The organism is Marinobacter sp. CP1 (assembly GCF_001266795.1).
GTDB lineage: Bacteria > Pseudomonadota > Gammaproteobacteria > Pseudomonadales > Oleiphilaceae > Marinobacter > Marinobacter flavimaris.
Genome location: NZ_CP011929.1, coordinates 1886994 through 1906308, shown reverse-complemented (window position 1 = coordinate 1906308; position 19315 = coordinate 1886994). Strand labels below are relative to the sequence as shown.

12 protein-coding genes are annotated in these 19315 nt (G+C 52.6%); 2 read left to right on the top strand and 10 right to left on the bottom strand.

The genetic code is table 11. The features are described 5' to 3' along the window. Nucleotides 1-158: 158 nt before the first annotated feature. The 7 genes from ACP86_RS08865 to ACP86_RS08825 all read right to left on the bottom strand — a co-directional run bounded on the left by ACP86_RS08865 (nucleotide 159) and on the right by ACP86_RS08825 (nucleotide 10161). A protein-coding gene (locus tag ACP86_RS08865) for an IS3 family transposase (protein ID WP_085986438.1) occupies nucleotides 159-1321 on the bottom strand; the annotation gives its coding sequence in 2 pieces (ribosomal slippage) (nucleotides 159-1066 and nucleotides 1066-1321; 1164 coding nt in all). A 73-nt stretch (nucleotides 1322-1394) separates the two neighbouring features. Next, a complete protein-coding gene (locus ACP86_RS08855; protein WP_053113376.1) occupies nucleotides 1395-1901 on the bottom strand; it encodes a hypothetical protein in 507 nt (168 codons plus the stop codon). 399 nt (nucleotides 1902-2300) lie between these two features. Continuing rightward, the gene (locus tag ACP86_RS08845; RefSeq protein WP_053113374.1) at nucleotides 2301-3860 is read right to left on the bottom strand and encodes a nuclease domain-containing protein; all 1560 of its coding nucleotides are present in this window, start codon (nucleotides 3858-3860) and stop codon (nucleotides 2301-2303) included. Nucleotide 3861: 1 nt separating this feature from the next. Beyond that, nucleotides 3862-6117 carry an McrB family protein gene (locus ACP86_RS08840; protein ID WP_053113373.1) on the bottom strand — a complete coding sequence of 752 codons (2256 nt, stop codon included), beginning with the start codon at nucleotides 6115-6117 and terminating at the stop codon, nucleotides 3862-3864. Between the two features lie 12 nt (nucleotides 6118-6129). Continuing rightward, entirely contained in the window at nucleotides 6130-6945 is an 816-nt protein-coding gene (locus ACP86_RS08835) for an NYN domain-containing protein (RefSeq protein WP_053113372.1), read from the bottom strand. A gap of 250 nt (nucleotides 6946-7195) precedes the next feature. Further along, on the bottom strand, nucleotides 7196-8542 hold the full coding sequence (locus ACP86_RS08830) for a restriction endonuclease subunit S (RefSeq protein ID WP_053113371.1): 1347 nt from the start codon (nucleotides 8540-8542) through the stop codon (nucleotides 7196-7198). Then, the gene (locus ACP86_RS08825) at nucleotides 8539-10161 is read right to left on the bottom strand and encodes an N-6 DNA methylase (RefSeq protein WP_053113370.1); all 1623 of its coding nucleotides are present in this window, start codon (nucleotides 10159-10161) and stop codon (nucleotides 8539-8541) included. Before ACP86_RS08825 ends, ACP86_RS08830 begins: the two co-directional genes overlap by 4 nt. A gap of 150 nt (nucleotides 10162-10311) precedes the next feature. Between ACP86_RS08825 and ACP86_RS08820 the strand changes: the two genes are divergently transcribed. Both ACP86_RS08820 and ACP86_RS22615 read left to right on the top strand, forming a co-directional pair. Continuing rightward, complete coding sequence (locus ACP86_RS08820; RefSeq protein WP_053113369.1) at nucleotides 10312-11049, top strand: class I SAM-dependent methyltransferase; 738 nt, start codon at nucleotides 10312-10314, stop codon at nucleotides 11047-11049. After that, nucleotides 11046-11831: a hypothetical protein gene (locus tag ACP86_RS22615; protein WP_141201849.1), complete on the top strand. Its 786-nt coding sequence runs from the start codon at nucleotides 11046-11048 to the stop codon at nucleotides 11829-11831. The genes ACP86_RS08820 and ACP86_RS22615 overlap by 4 nt, the downstream gene beginning before the upstream one ends. On the opposite strand, the gene ACP86_RS08815 is transcribed toward ACP86_RS22615, so the two are convergent. Genes ACP86_RS08815 through hsdR form a run of 3 tightly spaced genes read right to left on the bottom strand, consistent with a single transcriptional unit; the run spans nucleotide 11749 to nucleotide 19129 of the window. Then, nucleotides 11749-14787 carry a glycosyltransferase family A protein gene (locus ACP86_RS08815; protein ID WP_094182523.1) on the bottom strand — a complete coding sequence of 1013 codons (3039 nt, stop codon included), beginning with the start codon at nucleotides 14785-14787 and terminating at the stop codon, nucleotides 11749-11751. The two genes, ACP86_RS22615 and ACP86_RS08815, sit on opposite strands and share 83 nt — an antisense overlap. A gap of 3 nt (nucleotides 14788-14790) precedes the next feature. Further along, entirely contained in the window at nucleotides 14791-15597 is an 807-nt protein-coding gene (locus ACP86_RS08810) for a glycosyltransferase family 2 protein (RefSeq protein ID WP_053113368.1), read from the bottom strand. A 7-nt stretch (nucleotides 15598-15604) separates the two neighbouring features. After that, nucleotides 15605-19129, bottom strand: coding sequence for a type I restriction-modification system endonuclease (gene hsdR / locus ACP86_RS08805; RefSeq protein ID WP_053113367.1), 3525 nt, complete (start codon nucleotides 19127-19129; stop codon nucleotides 15605-15607). Between the last annotated feature and the right edge of the window lie 186 nt (nucleotides 19130-19315).

Below are 19315 nucleotides of genomic sequence, written 5' to 3'. Positions count from 1 at the left end.
AATCCTAAAGAATATTCTAATGCAAGCTTGATCGCTTCCTGAGGGCCTCTCACCGTGCCCGCTTCATTTTCGGGGGTTACAAGACACCTCGTCTTTGGTAGCGATCTTGCCACTTACTCTGGTGTCCGGAATTATTGAACCCCTACATAGTGTAGTGGTCAACTAATCCCGGACAGTATTTTAAGGTTTTCCTCAGCGGCAACGGGAGAAATACCACCGTTGAACGTGTGAGGTCGTTGCCGGTTGTAGTAGTCCATCAGATAGCCACCAACATCTTTTTTGGCCTCAGGCAGGTTCCGATATCCCAAGGCCGGTATCCACTCAGATTTCAGGCTCCTGAACAGCCTCTCCATCGGTGCGTTGTCCCAGCAGTTGCCACGTCGGCTCATGCTTTGTGTCATTCGATAGCGCCATAGTCTCTGACGGAACTTACGGCTTGCATACTGGCTTCCCTGGTCCGAATGGAACATAACTTTCTCTGGGTGACCGCGCAGTTCCCAGGCGTGGTCCAGAGCTTTGACGACCAGATCTGCATCCGGACTGGATGACAACGCCCAACCAACAACGCGGCGAGCATACAGATCCAGCACGACAGCCAGATAACTCCACCGCTGGCCGCTCCAGACGTAGGTGATGTCACCACACCAAGCCTGATTGGGCCGGTCTACCGTGAACTCGCGGGCCAGGTGGTTCGGGATATCCGGTCGTTCGACCGTGGCCTGCTTGTAAGCGTGAGGGCCTGGCTGCTTACAGATCAGCCCCAACTCGCTCATCAGACGTCGAACCTTGAAGCGCCCGACGACAATGCCTTCTTCGCTGAGTAAGCCCTTTATTGTCCGGCTGCCGGCAGAGCTGCGGCTCTTCGTGAACAGCCGGTTTACCTGGGCCTTCAGGGCCAGACGCTCAACATCCACACGGTTCCGCCGTTGGCGGTATTCGTAGTAACTAGAACGACTGATATCAAACGCATTGCAGACCATTTCAACAGGTATTCGCTCACTCAACTGGTCTATCAGCGCGTACGATTCATGTCGTCCGACATCAAGAGAGCGGTAGCCTTTTTTAGTATGTCTTTCTCCTGTTCAAGGCGCTTGCAGCGGGCTTCCAGCTCCTGAATACGGCGCTGCTCCGGGGTTAACGCCTTGCCCTTCGGGGTGACACCGTCACGCTCCTCGGTCAATTGGTTAACCCAGCGCCGGATAGCACTTTCACCAATTCCCAGAGACACGCTCGCCTGGGGAATCGTGTAACCTTGATCCAGCACCAAGCTGGCTGCTTCCTGTTTGAACTCAGGAGAAAAAGAACGTCGCTTTCTGGTCATCAGACACCTCGTTTATGGTGGCGATATTACCACCTACGTTGGTGTCCGGAATCATTGAACCACTACAGGCGGTTCAAGGAACTTGATAGAAACTATGGGATTGATCGTAAACATAGATCTCTTTAAAACGACCATCTCCTTGACGCCGCATTTCTGACAGACATTGGATCAGCTCATCGCGTTCTGGTTCGCCTACAAAAGGTGAGAACAGTCCTACCAGAAGCACACCAGCTCCGCTCTTTTTATAGATATTCCCGATCGATGTGCTCGCGTACTTTTTTTCAACTACGGACTGAACAACGTCAGAAAAGCGAGCGTCGGGATCTCTAATAGCCTTCCGCTCTGTTGGGATATGTTCCATTTCGTCAGCGGCATATGAAGTTAGGCTTCTCGCAAAGTCTGGACCAATGAAAGCATCGGTAATTTCGAGCCAAGTAAGTTGGTTATCCACTTCAACTACAGCATCGGGAGGATCAGGATGGCTTATAACAGTCAGCGCTCTGCCTGCATCTTCAAGGTGCTTTTTGAAGGAGCCGATAACACTCCTCTCATGTGCATCCTTAATCTCACGTCTCTTCATAAATAATCTCAAAACGCTGACAATTAATGGACTAATTCGGTAACTAATCCGCTCGAATTATTGCCGTGATTGCCGACTCAGAAACCTTAATTTTGTCGCCATGAGACCAGCTTTCGTATTCCCATTGAGGGTCAGGACCGATCCCAACCAATTCACCGCTAACCATGCCAGACGAGCATTCTGCCACGAGGATGTAAAAATCAGTGAATGCCCCGGCGCGCACCGTCACTGTGTCATTTGGCTTCGGAGGCCCTTGGTTCGATTTGGCATCGCTACCAATGAACATCCTTCCGAACCTCGGGGGAAGTGGGTTTTCGAACTCATTGTACATCGCACATTCCTTTTGAAAGTTAGGAAAAATATCTTAGGGCAACGTTGAGCGTCGGCAGGGCCGAAAACTTACCCCATATCGCTGAAGGTGCCCAACGCTTGGTCGAGTATGAAGTACGCGTCATCACTTTTTTTCAGAATTGCACATCCAACCCCGTGATTGCACCAGTAATTCTGACTTCCCAGAACAGCTAAGGCTTGATTAGCGGGAACCAGGACTATCGATAACGAAGGCTCAGCCTGCCCGCATCGCAGAGAGTCCCGGTAAATGTGGGCGGAAGACATGGAGTCCAGAATTCGGCTTTTACTCGCTGTGTATTTGCTGTCGAGGCAGATAAATTTTTTCTGTTCGCCATGCACGATTTCCAACAGCATATCTGGGCGCCGTTCCTTAGAAACTGAGAAGTACCCGTATCGGTTGGGTGTTTCAAGGGACGGACAAGTCATCTGGAAAAAGAGAGTTATCCGCTTCGAGCCTGACTGGCCCCGGAGAATCAGATCTGCAGATACCGGGGTCTGCTCCAATTGCCACTCATAATCCGGGTATCGGGATTGCAGGGCCTCCGCGAACGCCACGAAACACCAGACCTCATATATTTCCCATGTGGGCGCAAGGTAGTGCTGCTCATCGCCACCCATATCCGAGAGGCCCTGGCGCAAAAGTCGGATACCAGCCCGAAAGGTCATGTTGTAGTGCGGATGGCCGGAAACGGCATTGAGATCCGCAACCCCTTGTTTGTCGATGCTCGCACTCACGAAGGGCTCGCTCCGTGCGATTCGCCCCAACTGCTTGTCTATGGATTTCAAAAAACGAATACGCCGCGGCAACCGCACTTGTAGGTCGGTTTCCGTTTCCGATCCTGACACCCTCAAGTCTTGAAGCTCTGAAAGCATGGATCGCGCAAGCCTGCGCACTTCGATCAACTGGCGCGCCGTCAGCCGGTTAGCAGGGTTATCCATGGATGGTTCGTGAAAGGGAACGTCCAGATTGCATTGCTCGGGAGCAAGAAGGGGTTCAGCGTCAAGGTCTCCGGATAATGCTGAAAGCAGGGCGGCGTTCGCTGTCAGGCGCTGTACCGTAACTCCATCAATTCTTTTTGCCATATGAAGCGGCATCTGTTCACGGCGACTGCTAAGTCGAACGATAGGCCGGTCTTGTATAGCCCTGAGTCCAGATAGGTAACGATCAATGAACTTTCGAAGTCTGGCATAACGAACCCACAGCGAAATGAACCCGGACCGACCGCTTACGTTGTGCATGGCGGGTTCAGTTCCAGTGGCCAGCTGCGGCAAAAAGTCGATAATTTGTTGCAGGTATTGATTGAACTGATCTCGCCCAGATTTATGTGGAGCTGGGGATACGTCTACCCGATATCGGATCGGCTGTGCCAGTTCAGGCAACTCCAGCTCCAGGCCAACCTCGCCGGCGAAAAAGCCCGGTTCCCAGACCCAGTGTTGCCCGATGTCATCCACATTTAGTAAAGCATCATCGACATAGCACCTGGCATTTTGATCAGGAATGCCGATCAGATAGGTTTGAGCTTCACTCAGGCCCAGCAGAGTCCGCTCAGTATCCAGGTAACCAAGCGGTTCGTTTGAGGCCGTTGACGCGAAAACCGGTAGTTTCATATCAGCGCCAGAATCGCATCATTCCAGTATCTGCCAGGTCAGATTTCAGTGACTCAACCTTGGCACGGCATCGCTTCAGGTCGTAGTCAGCCAGAACCGAAATCAGCTTCAACAAGGACTCGTGCAGCCTCTGGCTTTCGGAGCCCCTCAACTTCGGAAGCACCCGTGCGTAGATAACATCGTCTAGCGCTTGAGATAGCTCGATGTCCGGAGTTTTCTGTGCCAGAGAAAGGTAGGACAACACATCCTCAACGGTGCGCCAGCCAAAGTGCAGTCGCTCGGTTTCCAGTGCTGCGAGAAGATCAGTTAGGCAACTTTTCACACGAGCCAGATCCTGCTCATTCAGTCCGAACTTTTGCCAGTTCGGATAAGCCTGCAGATTGATGTCCCAGAACTCCATGGTAAACGCACGATCCAGCACCTTGTCGGAAATGCCATGGGTGGTTTCGTCCATGTTGACGGTGCCGATGAAAGCTACGTTACTGGGGAATGGGATAGTGCTTGGCACTCCATCAAAGGTTTTTCCTTCATTATGCAGTCGCAAGTGTTCCCCTGTTTCCATTGCAGACAGAACGGGTGCGAAATACTGCTCTGGGTGAGACAGGTTCATCTCATCCAGGATCGCAATGAAAGGTTGGCCAGGGGTGTTGGCGGCTTGAAGCAGAAAGTCCAGCAATGGGGAGCGTACATAGTTGTCCGGCCGTAATGGGTTAATGTGCCCAAACAGTGGGGATGGGTCATACCACCCAGGCTGCACCGCCTGTACAAACACGTGCTTGTCTGCCGGAAGCCCGAACTGCTCTGACAGTGCTTGCCCATACCGTTGAGCCAGAAGTGTTTTACCTGACCCAGACAGGCCAGCGAGGATGGCAAAATGCCTCCGTTCGTGGGACCACAGTCCAAAGTGCAGCTGGCTTACGAGTCTGGCGGAAAAAGCGGTGCTGGCAGTTACGGCTTTGATCAGGGAGCCTTGATCGATACTACCTATATCCAAAGACGCGTCATCGCCATCTACTGCATCACTCTCCTCTCCGAGATCCTCGGGATCGAGGAATTCCGGCTCCCAGTGAATCTGTGCTGCCCATTCCTTGCCGGTTTCAGTGAGTGAGAACAGCCCATTCTCCGAGTTTTGGACCAGATCAAAACCTTTCAGCCATTTGATGATGCTTCCGGGCATAAAGTTCGAGGTCCAGCCGGAATTCACCTTTCTAAGCAGGTTATAGAGCTGACGGCTGGTTTGGTCTTCTTTCCCCAACGCCAAAAGAACATGATCAATTCCCAGAACCCGTGTCAGAAAGATTGGGATCAGTTCTCGGGGATCTTTGGTATCCAGATATAGCTGCCCACGCGTGGTTTTCGTGACAATGCCTTCGTGTTCCTCGATGACATAGAACTCATTCTTCAGAACATTGACCGTCGTCCGCAGGCTGCTTTCCCGGTAATCTGGAAACTCCGACCTGAGAAAATCAATGAGCTCGTCGCGTCGCACGCCATCCTCAACAAAGCTCAGTGCTTTGATCAGGGTCGCAATACCGCCACGAATGCTGGTCAGGCCCTTACGTCTTTGAATCGCAGGAAGCGGTTTCAGCTTCACTTCACCCTTATCATCGGCCTCCTCCGCTACCGTTTCGGTATGGGAGCCCTGAACATGCCCTTCATAGACAAACCAGGGCAGTGTCATGCGTTCGGCAAGCGCCTTAGGTGAGCATTCTACCGGGCCCAATAGCTGTTCCAAACGGCGCATCAGATCATATTGGCAAGTGACCACTTTCGGCCGGCGGGAGGAATCGCCAAACCAGGCCCTGTGACATTCCTGAGCCATAAGATCATAGGTGATGGTGCTGAAATAGCGCGGATAGAGGGCAGCCATTACCCGACAGATTTTCACCCACGCAATCCGATTGGTGTACTTTTTCATCCATGCAGCGATTTCGTCATGGAAGGCTTGGAGCCGGGTGATTCGGGCTTCTGAACTTTCAGGTAGTGGCTTAAGCGACTCCTCAGCAATCCAAGATCTGAATTCAGGATCCTCAAGAGCAGCCGAGATATTGACCGTACCCATTCCCACACCGCTGACGGCATTTTCCTCCCAAAGCTTTTGCTGAAATTCGAGAGTTTTGCGGGTCTCCAGATCCGCCCCTTCAACATACTCAAGAAAATCCGCCAGGCTGGAAACCCAGTCAGGATTTCGTTCACTGGGGGAGATGTCGTCCAGAATGGTTTTGAGTTCCGTGTCCTTAGAGAGATCGGAGTGCACAAGCTATTCCTTTTATTCTTGGGGAGGTGTTCGGGTACCGGGCTTGGGGAGACCGGACTGGAGGCCGTCAATGTGCTCGAACAAATCAGCGTTAACTTCCTGCCACAGGGGATCGAGGATGAATTCAATACCTTCACGTCTCGCCATTTTGGCGGCTGGAACAAAGTCGCTGTCCCCGGCCACCAGAATGATCGTATCGACCTGCTGTTTGAGTGTCAGTGACGCGATATCGATGCCAATTCGCATATCCACTCCTTTCTGCCTGAGCCCCAGGCTAACGGTGCCACCATCCAGTGTGTTCCAGAGATCCCTTAATTTCAGAAGGCTCTGCGTTTGTTCGGGTGACAGGGTGAGTTTGGTTTCATCAGGCATCGAATCACCCTCTGGCGAGGGAATCTGATCAAGCGCGGACAACCACTCTCGGGTCTTCAGAAGTTTTTTCGTGTACTTGGGATTGATGGTCCAATCACTGTCTTTATTGACCTTTCCCAGCCGAAGCGCGACTTTTCGCTGTTTTCTGAGAGCATCGAACAGTTCGTGACGTTGCCTGGCGACATCAGACTTGGAAAAATCGATAGCACGATTATCTACTGGATGGTGGGCCTTGCCGTCGTAAGGCAGCGCATCGTAGAAGAAAATTCGGTAAACATGCTGCTGCCACTGCCGATTGCTGTCGCCCGTCAAAGATCTAATGTGCTGCTTGCACATCCGACGAATGCAATCGGCTATTTTGGTTACTGTATCGCAACCATCGGCATTTACGAGCTTGGGAAGGCGCTTGAGGAAGAAGCCACCATCGATAAGGATGGCAATGTTGCGGTGGCTCATGGCTGACTCCCGAAAGCAGAGATTTTCGAGAGTCCAGAAATAAGAAAGCCCCAGGGGATCGGCGCACCCTCCGGATGTGTGAGGGGGCTTACTGCCAAGGGGCGGATGTGTTGCGAAGTTTGGTAGCCAGGCCCGCTGTTGTCAAGTGACCTTGACGGAAAATGCCGAAAACATCCGTGTTGCATCATTTCGCCTTTTTTCTCAGATTATTTTTAACATCCTGAATTCTAAAGGGTAGTTCAGAGAGAGATTAAACGGTAGTCGGTTTGCTTCGGGTTTTCTTCACAGGCTTCATTGCCGCTCGCTCTGCCTTGATCCTCTCCAGCAATGCCTCCGCACTGTTTTCCCCACTGATCAGCTCCGGATTCTCCTTGCGCCATTGTTCAGTGAGCTCTCCGCGGAAGGCCTTGGCAAGTATGGACGGTGTGAGGTTGTTGACGCGGGCCAGGGCGTTGTTGACCTGTTGTTCGATGCGGTCGGCGTGGGCGAAGAGTTGGTCTACTCGGCGGACGATTTCGGTTTGTTCTTTTTCATCAGGTACTGAAATGCTAATGACACGAACCTTGTTGAGATTAAGGTTTGGCTGAGCCCCACCGGCCGCTGCTTTTCGGGTCTCCTCGTAATTCTCAAGAAGCCTCAGCTTCAGATAGCTGCGTAGGATCTTTTGTTCATCGGCTGTGACGGCAGCGCAGGCTTGGTTACATGTGGCGGACAGTCTCAATTCTGTTACCTGTCCACGAGTTTTACCTTCACCGTACATTGCCAACAACAGTGTGCCTGGTGGAAAGACCTTAAGAGAGCACTCATCAACGGCTCTTTTAGTTACAAATTGCTCCGCTGATTCTGTATAAATTGCTCCTGTACTGGCGCTGGTCAGCCATGGCATATCGCCATCTTTCCAGTATTTGGGCTCTTTTCGGCTAGGAGTTTTTCCTGTTGCAACGGTTGCAACATCACCAACAGTAAGAGCGTCCCAATCGGTAATGCTTACACTATTCTGATCTCGCCACTCCTCGGTCAACCGCCCACTCACTGCCGCAGCCAGCACGGACTGACGGAAGCGTTTGAGGATTTTCGGGATGCGTTCGAGGCGGGCTTTCGTGTTTTCCACCTGGGCCAGCAGGGTATCGAGTTTGTCGGCGATGACTTTTTGTTCGGCGATCGGTGGAAGGGTAATGCTCCAACTTTCCATGCCGGACTTTGTAATGTGGGGCATTGCTACCCCGTGAGCAGAGGCTTTTAAATCCTCAGTGATACGAAGAAGCTCATAGTAAGCGAAGCGCTTATCCATAGCGCTACTGGGGAGTATCTTCCATATGTGGTAATGGAAAATCAGTTTATGGTCCCATCTTGACCAGTACGGGCCAAAAGTAGCTGACCATGCGTAAAGTAGGTCACCTTTTTCGCAATATTTGTCTGGCTGAAGGTTGAGGTCTGAATAAAACCAGTTTTCTCCGCCATTCAGATTCTGAATTCTCAGAATTGGCGTACCGGCATCAAGCATCTCTGGCTTTTTATAAGCTCTTCCGTTTATGAGGGTAAGAACGGTCCCTAACTGACAGGAAGTCCAGCCATTTGGTGTGGTCGGATCAGTCATGACTTCCCACCAGCTAAGACTTCACTAAGAAGCACCTTGGCCCCATCAGCCTCCTCCTCACCCCCCAACTCCCGCATCAAGGCATCCAGCTCTCCCAACGCCTGCACCAGCTCCCCCATAGCCTCGCTCGCCAACACACTCGGCTCCGGTAGATTGGCCGCATCCACACTGTCGCTGTCCTTCAGCCAGGAAATATCCAGCGAGTCGCCCTTGTGCTCGGCAATCCACTGGCGGCTGAAGCTGCGCCATCTACTGTGGGCCAGGCGGGGGTCAATACCTTCGTTCTCGTCGCTGTGTTCCGGCAGTTCAATGTCTTCAGAATGGAAGCTGTATTCGCCCTCTTTGCGTTCGCTGTCGCCGTTGGGGCTGTCACCATACACAGTCTCAAACGGCTTCAGGTGCGGGTCGCCAAAGGGCGTCCGTTTGCCAAAGCTGGGCATGTTGGTGCGCAGGTCGTAGACCCAGACGTTTTCCGTGCATTGTTCTTCCTGGAATTTGTCCGCCGCGCTGCCTTTGGTGAAGAACAGAACATTGGTTTTCACGCCCTGGGCGTAAAAGATGCCGGTGGGCAGGCGCAGGATGGTGTGCAGATTGCACTTGTGCATCAGGTCCCGGCGTACATCGGTGCCCACGCCGGCTTCGAACAGCACGTTATCCGGCAGCACCACGGCGGCGCGGCCACCGGGTTTGAGGTTGCGGTAGATGTGCTGCAAAAAGGCGAGCTGTTTGTTGGTGGTTTTGTAGGTGAGGTCGTCCCGGGTGATGCTTGCATCGCCGCCCTTGCTGGTGCCGAAGGGCGGGTTGGCGAGGATTACGTCGGCCGCCTCCAGTGCCTTACCTGCATCACCTAGGGCGTTGCCCAAGTGGATTACACCTTCATCATCCCCTTCCATGCCATGCAGCAGGCAGTTCATTAGCGCCAGCCGGCGGGTACCGGGCACCAGTTCGATGCCCACGTAGGCCTGGGTGGTCTGGAAGTTTTTCTGTTCAGCGGTCAGTGTATACAGGTCGTCAGTCTGGCTTTTGATGTATTCGTGGGCGGCAATCAGAAAGCCCGCCGTGCCCGCGGACGGGTCTTGGATGCGTTCGCCGGGTTGCGGCTTCAGGCAACGCACCATGGTGTTGATCAGCGCGCGTGGGGTGAAGTACTGGCCGGCGCCGGATTTGGTTTCGTTGGCGTTCTTCTCCAGCAGGCCTTCGTACAGGTCGCCCAAGCCGTCTTTCTGGGCGCTGAACCAGTCGATCTGGTCCAGGGTTTTGATCATCTGTTCCAGGTGGCGCGGCTCCCGCAGGCGGGTCTGGGCATCGGCGTAGATGGCGCTGATCAGCGGGTCGTCGTGTACCAGATTGCTGTCGCCGTCCTTGCCGGTGGAGAGGCTGAGCAGGATGCGTTTGTAGTCGTTCAGCAGGTTGATGCCGGACTTGCCGTTCAGGTCGGTCCAGCGGCAGCCCTCGGGCAGCGGGTGCTTTTTCAGGGTGCCGGCTGCGGTGTTCTCGTGCACCATCTTGATGAACAGCAGCAGCACCAGTTCGGTGACATAGTCCGAGTAGTTGATGCCGTCGTCCCGCAGAACGTCGCAGAGGTTCCAGAGTTTCTGGACGATGTCGTTGTTGGTCATGTTATGAGCCAGTGCCTGTAGTGAGGAGCTATGGTTAGATAGCGAAGGAATTTACCATTTTCTGGGCTTTGATGTTAAAGCACTCTTCTGCTGGGTAATATCCTTGTCCGAATCGTTGTTTTAAGTCCTAGCCAATGCACGGAGCTGTATTTGCGTCACTCTGCCTATCGATTGATTCACCGTTTTCTGAACCCAGTACTTCCGGACTCCCGCCTGAGCGCCTACTTTCGCTGGAAATCAGCGCTGACATTGGTAGGAACGGAGTTTCACGGTGAAAACCTCCGAAAAAATCGGGCAAAACTGGAGCGGCTCTTTGACCCAAATATGCCGCTGCAATCGGAGCTCTCGCGACTTCTTCCGGAAAATTTGAAGGCACCCTATAAGGTTCTGGATGTGGGAGCAGGACCAATCAGCAAGGTCGGCAAAATCGTGGATGGCCGCTCTATAGACTTGATCCCGGTTGATCCTTTGGCAGACGACTACCAGCAGCTGTTGGAAAAAAATGATTTGCAGCCGCCGGTTCCTACCCAGAAAGGTTATGGAGAGAGGCTTACGGAGCAGTTTCCAGAGAATAGTTTCGACCTTATCCATGCTCGGAACAGTGTTGATCACTGCCTGGATCCGGTTGCGGTCATTCTAAATTGTGTTCGTGTACTCAAGCCCGGCTGCCATTTTTATCTGAACCATTACCGGAACGAGGGTATCGCTGCAGATTATTACGGGCTGCACCAATGGAACTTCAACCAGTTGAACGGCCGGTTTGTCGTTTCCGACCGCTTTGGCAAAGTGATATCCATAAGCTCTGTGCTGGAGGGTATGGCGCGTGTGACTTCGGTTGAGATTCAGGGAGACCGAATCATTGTTGTTATTCAGAAAACAGGCTCATGAGTTCGAATACTCAGCAATGGCACCTGATTGGGAATGGCCCTGGCAAGGCTGAGATCAGACCAAATGAGAGATTGATACGTTTCAATCAATCAGATCCCGGGCCAAAGTCATCAACTCTTGTTGTTTCAAATGGTCGCGGAAAAGGGATCAACCAACCGTTCCTCGTTGAAGGGCTGCAACCACCTCATGATTTCGAGCGCCGTTTGAATGAGACTTCAGGGGTTCTTGAAAGCCGACTGGGAGTTCGTCCCTCTGCAGGGCTGACGACCCTTATTGCGTTGGGCGAGGAGCCCTGTAGCCTACGAATTAGCTGCATGGACCTTCTTCCCACTATTGCCCGGCCAGAGCATTTGTCGAACCGTCAGCCACTAGCGTGCTGTTTTCATAATTGGTTGGGCGAACGCCGCATTGCATTGCCATGGGCGCGCAAGCTCGATTGGCCGGGGTTCTGGTTGTCTGAATTGGAGGGTTCCAAGTTGAGCCAGGCTTCCGACCCATACCCTCGGCTTCTGTCACTGTCCTCCATTGAGAGGCAGGAAGGTTTGACGTTGATACGGTGGCTGGCCCGGCTACCTCACGCCTGTTGGAAAACACACGCAACAGAAGAGCTGCTCATGCATGCAGAACATTTGTTCTTCTTGAAGAGAGGTGTTCGCGATACGTCGAACTGGTGGATTTTCGATTTTGAGGCTTCTGGGCTTATGGCGCGGATTCATCGCACGCTGGCAATGGCTCAACAGGCCCTTCTTTCTCCAGTGCAGGCTTTGCCAGAATCTCTTTAAGAGCCGCGACTTCCTGTTCTTTATGTGTGGCTGAGTAATCATCCCGTTCGTGCCAGTATGCATACCCGGAGTCGAGATAGACGGGGCTTCTGGTCAGCTCAGCCATCGGTAGCATGGTGGCGTAGTCGGTCACCTGCCGATACCAGTCATCGTCGGCCGTTTTGAGATGTTGAGCCGGAATGCGATCGAAGAGTTCTTTGGAAAATGCCCTCATGTGGGCCCAGGTATTGCCACCGCCTTTTTGCCTAGGGGAGTTGTAATCCGGTTGATAGAGCTTCAGCGGTTTGTTCGGTCGGAACATCGGCATTTGAATGAGATCATGGCCCTTCGCTCTTGCCCGAAGTAACCGCTCGACAACGGTGTCCTGCATCAGGTAATCATCCTGATCCAGAATCACGATCATTGACGATGGATTGGTACAAATCTGGCTAACGGCTTTTTGCATATTGGCGATATGGCCCTCACGTGTGATGTTCCTTACCAGCGTGTAACGATTCTCGAACGGGCGCATCCGTTCGGGATAGTGCCAGGAATGGGCGTAGCCGCTGGCATCATCGATCAGAATTACTCCGAAGCTCTGGTCTGACTGGTGTTCCAGAGATTTGAGGCACCGCTGTAGTTTTATGGCAGGTGTAAAGCGTCCCTTAAGCAAGAAAATTACAGGCTCATGCCGCTGCGGATACCGCCAGGCCGCGTTTGGCACGAGGTCAAACTGTTCGGCTTGCTTCGAAGGAAAGATGCCCTGGGCGACCAGATCTCGTATTGCAGAGGAGTTCAGCGACGCTTTGTCTTCATTCCGCGGATGGATATAGAAACTTTCAGGGTTCCCACCTCTGAGGGAAGTATGTCTCCCGCTTTCTTTCTGGAATTGCTGTAGGGCACGATGCCAGGTGAGTTGATGGCGGCCGTCGTGTACCGGATTGTTGATTGGCAAACAACGACGGATTCGATTTAGGTCGAGAAGACCGAACCGCACTTCCGGAGGGAATTCACCGGCTTCTCCGTGGTACGCCAAAATGTCATGCGTCGCCTTGGGAATATTGAATCCTACGCTGAGCGCACCATCGGCAGAAATGGCGTCAAGCATGTCGGTAAGATAATCATGGCCCAGCCTTTTTCTGCCAACCAGAATATCGCAGTCACATTGAAGGACATAGCGGGTCTGGATCTTAGAAAAGGCCCAGATCTGGGGATAAAGCGGAGCATTCATCATGGTGTGGGTGTGCGTGGCTTCCGATGCATTAAACCACTGCTTGTAGATAGCCTGTATGGACTCGGTGCCTTTTGGTGGCGTCAAAACTGCGTGAATTAATCCATCAGCTTTCAGCCTGGCTGCCTTATCCAGAACGCTTTGTAGGTCTGGCTCTGAATATTGTCGAAGAAAGGGCCCCGTATACCCATCAACCAGCAGGACTGTTTTAGCGAAAGTAGTTGGGAATGATAGCTGTGTGACGATATGGGCGACTTGTTCGTACAAGCCATCAGCATCCTGGGCGCAGCATTTGATAAGGAGCGTAACGTCAGTTGCTTCTTTGTCGGCGGCTGGGGACGCCGAAGCGGCTGCATTCGGGACATGAAGACCGGAAATCAAGTCGCTATAAAAATCTGCAAATCCTGGAATCTCCGATAAAGCCTCTTCTGGCCGAAGTGTCGACGATCTGCGCACCAGCTCCTCATCGTCGTAACCGAGTATTCCGATGCCGTAAAGCCGCGCGCTCATGTCCAGAAAATACGAACTCGTAAGCGGCTGGATATCTTTTCCTATGTCGATGTAGTGAAGATCACCCTTGGGCGTTAGCCGCAGGTTGTCACGCTTGATATTCAGCGTGGCAATGCCAGCTTTGTAAAGTGCCTGAAGGAAGCGCACGACCTGGTCGAACGGTATGTGTTCTCTTATCGTTGAATAGGCAACCTTCGGTGTTGCATAGTGCCAAAAGCCTTCTCTGGCCTGAGACCATTGAACCGGCGGAATAGGGACAGTTTTATTCCTAAGAAGCTCCTCCAGGATTGCCACTTCGGTGGCATTAATCGACCATGGGTAGAACTCCTTGCAGACAGTATCACTCTCAAGCCAGACGGCACCCTCTAGTCCGTACCCGAGTAGCTTCCGATCATTGTTTTTCAGATTGAGAAGCTTCTGCGCCACAAAAGCCAGTTTTTTGCGGCTATCTGACCAGTAGCCTGAGTCGCGATTGGATTGAGTGTCATTGCCAGTTAACGAATAGATGGCATAGGTGGGTTGGGAGACAACGCTCACTCGATCCGGAAAATCAAAAAGCAGACGCATCACGAACCAATGATCTTCAGCGCTTCGGATATTCGGGTAACGTAATCCGGCATCTGTTCTCAGTAGCAAGTTACAGGAGGGAAGCTCCCTCTCTTGGCCTTCAATACAAAAGCTTTGGATGAGCTGGACGAGGGCTTCTGTATTCAACAGCTCCTCAGGTGAGGCACGGTTGATATTTGAGGAAAGCGACCCATTAATTCTGAGCTTGTTGCTGCCGATTGCCGCGATCGAATTTTCAGATTCCGCCTGGCAGTAGAGGGCTTCGAGGCTATTGATAGCAGCAAACTCGTCGTCTGCATCCAGGCGAGCGACCCAGCGGATGTGGCTCTGCTTTTCTGCCCAGTCGAGAATCTGATTCCGGGATCGCGCCGGGGAACCACAACGGGCAGTTAGTATCGTAATGGCTGGATGATTGAGAATGGCGCCTGTCACCTCCCGCCAATTTTCTTCAGATTGATCATCCAGTACCGTAATTTGTGCCTTTCTCTCATAGACAAGAGTCTGCTCGACGGCGCTTTTAAGAGCCCGTTTCAAGAGCTCTGGTTGGTTCTGGTGAGAGACCGCAATAACGACCGGCGCGGCCCTGAACTCATTGCTGGCGGCTTTCAGACACTGGAGTTTTCTCAGAGTGAGAGTCTGCGATTTCCGGACCGGGGCGCGAAGAGGCAAGCGTTACATTCCTTGTACGGTTTGTTCGATAGTCGATTTATTCAGGCCAAAGAGGGATTCCATGCGACGGAAAAACTGCTCCTGTTGGACCAGGGACATCTTCCGGCCATGTAGCTTCAGAAACTGAGCACTGCCTTTCAGCTTCTGCTCAGACCCTACAGCGGATAATGCATCAGGAGAATGATTGATTTGCCAATCAACGGTGATCCGGCGAGTGTATTGAATGTCGAGGTCACCCAATTCGAGTGCCCGGATGGCGAAGTCTCTGTCGTTACAGCTGATGAGTCCGTCGGTGTATCCGCCGATGCGTAATGCGGTTGATAGCCTGATAAATGTGTTTGAGCCCTGCCAGCCAGGATTGCCGGTTAAAAAATCGTTCGCGCTGATATTTTCAGGGATATTTCTCGCCAGAATGGTGTTGTCTTGGAATACGTTTATTCCAGACAAGACAACATCTGCCGGCCCATTTCTCGAAGTTGCTTCGCAGGAGCCGAGGTGGTCGGCGTGCCAGTGGTCGTCATCGTCGATAATGGCGACGTAGCAATCTTTGTACAATTCTCTGAGGATTGAAAACCCGGTGTTCCAGGTGCCGGCAGCTCCTTGGGAGTTTTGGTTCTGCCCGAAGACCACTTTCACTGAAGGCGTAAGCCTTCTCAACATATCTTGCTCTACGTCGGAAAAGGGTCTTTCATCAGAGACGACCACGATTACGTCTGGTTTACGTTGCTGGGCTTCAACAGCAGGCAGGGCATGCTTAATGAGCAGGTTAGGCCTTGGCCTCGTGGCGATTACTACAGCAATAGGTAACATCAAAAAATTAGGCGCTTTCAGCGCCCCACATGGTGTCGTTTAGCTCCTCCAGTACGGTATCAAGCTGATCGCCCAAAATTTTGTCCATCTGTTTGGCGCCACCGTCATCTGCAAATCGGCTATTCACAAACTCGCGGTCGATAATCACTTCATGCACCAACTGTTTGGCTAGCCGTTCGAGCCATTTTCGTTGAGCCGGGCTCCATTCGTGTTGGGTGTAAATATGGTCCATAGCTTGCGCTACCCGCTGTTCAAACGGGATGAGAGGTTCTCCCAGTGCAGCCTGGCGGATGTACCCCACGATGCTTGCGGCAATATCCTTGTTTGTTTGTCTACGAACAGCACTCTGCAGTTTGGCCTCTGAGTAGCCGTGGTTATCCAGTAGAAGGCGCACCTCCTTCAGTTGCTCACGCGTGAGGTTTCGAGGTCTATTGACCACGACTGAGAGTGCAGCGGACTGGTTCAACTGTTCCTTTATGAACCGACCGAATTCATCCAGATAATCTTCAGGCCGTTCGTGAATGCCGTAGCTCTGAGTTCGCTTTTTGAACTCATCGTCATCATAGGAAATCAGAGGCATGGTTTCCGTGCCGGCGAGAGATTTCACTTCTGCTAACTGGGCCAGTAGTCCGCTATGTTGTTTTATGAACTCCGACGCTTGCCGGGGACCAAGCTTATGCAGGTGTTGGTGTAGGGATTTGGGCTCCACGCCCCAGCTCTGGTGTAGTTCGTCCAGTTTCTGTTTCAGTTCCGGGCGGTTTTCAGCTTTGTTGTCGGCCTTACGCAGCACCCGCATAAGTTTCTGGCTAAGCTGACTGAGCACTACGTCAGCCTGGCTTTCATCGGGTTGTTCGCCGGGACTGCTGAGGGCCTTTTCCAATTGTTCGTCGTCGGTGAGCTCGCCCACCAGTTGCTCAAGGGTGATATTTGGATCTTTCACCAGGGGCTTCATGGTGTTCACATCCTGCAATGCGGCGTAGATGTCTACCGGATCGTAGATGCGGAATACGGTCTTACCGATCTCGTCGCAGCGGCGGGTGGCGCGCCCGATCATCTGTTCGTACAAGATGCGTGAACGTACCCGGCGCATGAACACTAGGTTGCAGATTCGTGGCACGTCGATGCCAGTTGTGAGCAGGTCTACGGTGATGGCAATGTTGGGATATCGTTCGTTTTTATAACGACGAATGAGCTGGTTGACCTTGTCGCTCTGGCCAGTGATCTTAGCGACTGCGGCTTCGTTGTACTGCCCGTTGTAAAGCTCTTTGAAGGCATCATCCAACAACCGTTTGACCATATCAGCATGCAGATCGGTGGCGCAGAAGATCATGGTCTTCTCATCGCCGAAAGGATCAAGTTCTTTTACTAGCTGCTCGCATATAACCCTGTTGAAATTGTCGTTTATCACCCTACGGTTGAAGGCATCCACGTCAAAACTGAGTTCATCCTCCAGCTCGGTGGTGTCCAGTTCTCCAGTCTGAGTATTGATCACTTCGACCGGTTTTCCCTTTTCGAAGCTAATACCGTTCTGGGTGAGCAGGGTTTCATAGCGAATGGGCGGTTCGTGGTCGATCAGCCAGTCGTCTGCCACCGCTTCCCGATAGGAATAGGTGTAAACGGGTTTGCCGAAAATCTCACTGGTGTGCTTGGCTGGCGTGGCGGTGAGGCCGATTTTGACCGCATCAAAGTAATCTAGCACACGGCGGTAGCTGGAGATGTATTGACTCGTATCCCGGGTGGCTAGCTCGCCTTCGGTCATCTCCTGATCCAGGGTATAGCCCCGGTGGGCTTCATCGATGATTATGCAGTCGAACTGGTCGATTGGTGGGGGGGCATCGCTCATGAAGATGCGTTTGACCATGGCCTGAACCGTGGCCACTTGAATTCGCGTTTCCGCTTCGGCGGCCATGTCGCCCAACTCGGCCACGTTATAGATCTTGCTGAGGGTGTGGTTCTGCTCAAGTGGTGCTTCGTTGAAGGCATCGATGGCCTGTTGGCCAAGAGCAGTGCGGTCTACCAGAAACAGAATACGGCCGAAGCGTTCCGCTTTTAAGAATCTATACATCAACCCGATGATTGTCCGGGTTTTACCTGTACCCGTCGCCATAGCCAGCAATGCAGACCGTATACCCCGGGCAAGGGCATGCTCTGTAGTAGTGATGGCCTCTTGCTGATAGTCGCGCAGTTTCAGATAGCCGAATGGCTCGTCACTCAACAATTTTTCGGCGTTTTCTTTATCTCGCGTCAGCAGATCCAACAGGCCGCCCGGAGTGTGAAATCGGGGCAGAGCCCTGCGCAGGTTGCTGGGTTCGCGTACATCCCTGAACCATGTGCCGGATTGTTCCGCCAGTTGGGGGACATAGGGGCGTCCGTTGCAGGAGTAGACAAAAGGAACCATGAAATGACCGTCGTCATCTGACGGCCAGGCGATGGTACGACCGTTAAGCTCCCATGCCCCAACGACCGGCGCTTCGACTTTAAAACCTCTGCTGTAACGCTCGGCTTGGGGGATTTTGCCAGCAACATTGGTATTTTCTTTCTTGGCTTCCACCACTGCAATCGGTGTGAGTCCCGCGAACAACACATAATCCGCCCGACCCTTTTCACCACTGTTATTTGTTGGCCATTCGGCAATCGCTCGGTAAGTACCTTTTTCCGGCCTTGCGCCTTTCTGGTAGGTTATTTCCTGGCTATCAGCTTCCCATCCTGCCTCAACGAGTTGCTGGTCAATGAGGATCCGAGTGAGCTCTTCGTTCAGGACCAGGGTGTCACTGGCGGCTTTGGTTTGCTGGGCTACCTTCTGGCGTTGAGCGTTGACAGTCTTTTCGCCTTGCTCCGCGAGTTGCTGTTGCAGCGACTTGATCTTGTATTCGTAAGCCTGCTGCTGCTCTTCCAAGGCCTGCTCATGCTGCTTGGCCTGTTCAGCCAGAGCACGAGACTCCTCGTCCATCGCGTGGGCTAACGCTTCGTATTCAGCCTTCTCTTTTGCGATCAGCTGGCTGAGTTGCTGGCTGCTATCCAGCTCAATATTGGTTTGTTGGAGTTCGTGACTGAGCTTATCGATATCCGCTTGTAGCTGACGTAATTCGGCGCTGGGGTCGGCCGGCGGCAGGAAGGGACCGGGCTTGAAGCTGGGACCAGTTTTGCCGAAGGAGCGGTGGAACCAGATTGCGAGTGCCCGAGCCAGTTTCAGACCGTCCATGGCTTCTTTATGACGGGTGCGGAACTGATGGGTCGCTTTATTACCCTCAATCCGTAGGGTGTGGAACAGCTCTGTTACCTGAGGTTCCAGGCGCAGCTCCCGGTTCAATCTGTAAAGCAAGTCGGCCTGGCTGGTCTGCTCGTCGAATTCGATTCCAGAGAGAGCGGCAAGGTGCTGGGCCAATGCCTCGCCGAACTGGCGAAGTTTAATCAGAGTCGTGTTGGGATCACTGGAGAAAGCGCGTTCTGCAGTGCCTGCAAGCTCGACAAATAATTGGTCATGTTCGGCCAGAAAGCCGAAGTTTGCCGATGAGTAAATGCTCTCCTGCACGACTGCTCCCTATACCCAACTGTCTCAATTCGCAATGCTCAGAGTCGGGGACGACTCGTCATAAGACAAACAGTTAGGTCTCTCTTGGTTGTTATCTTCCTAACATAGTTGTGACTGTATCAGCGTTTTTTCAGGCAGGCCAATATCTTGTTTGCCTGACGCTTGAGGGAAACTGACACTGGGCAT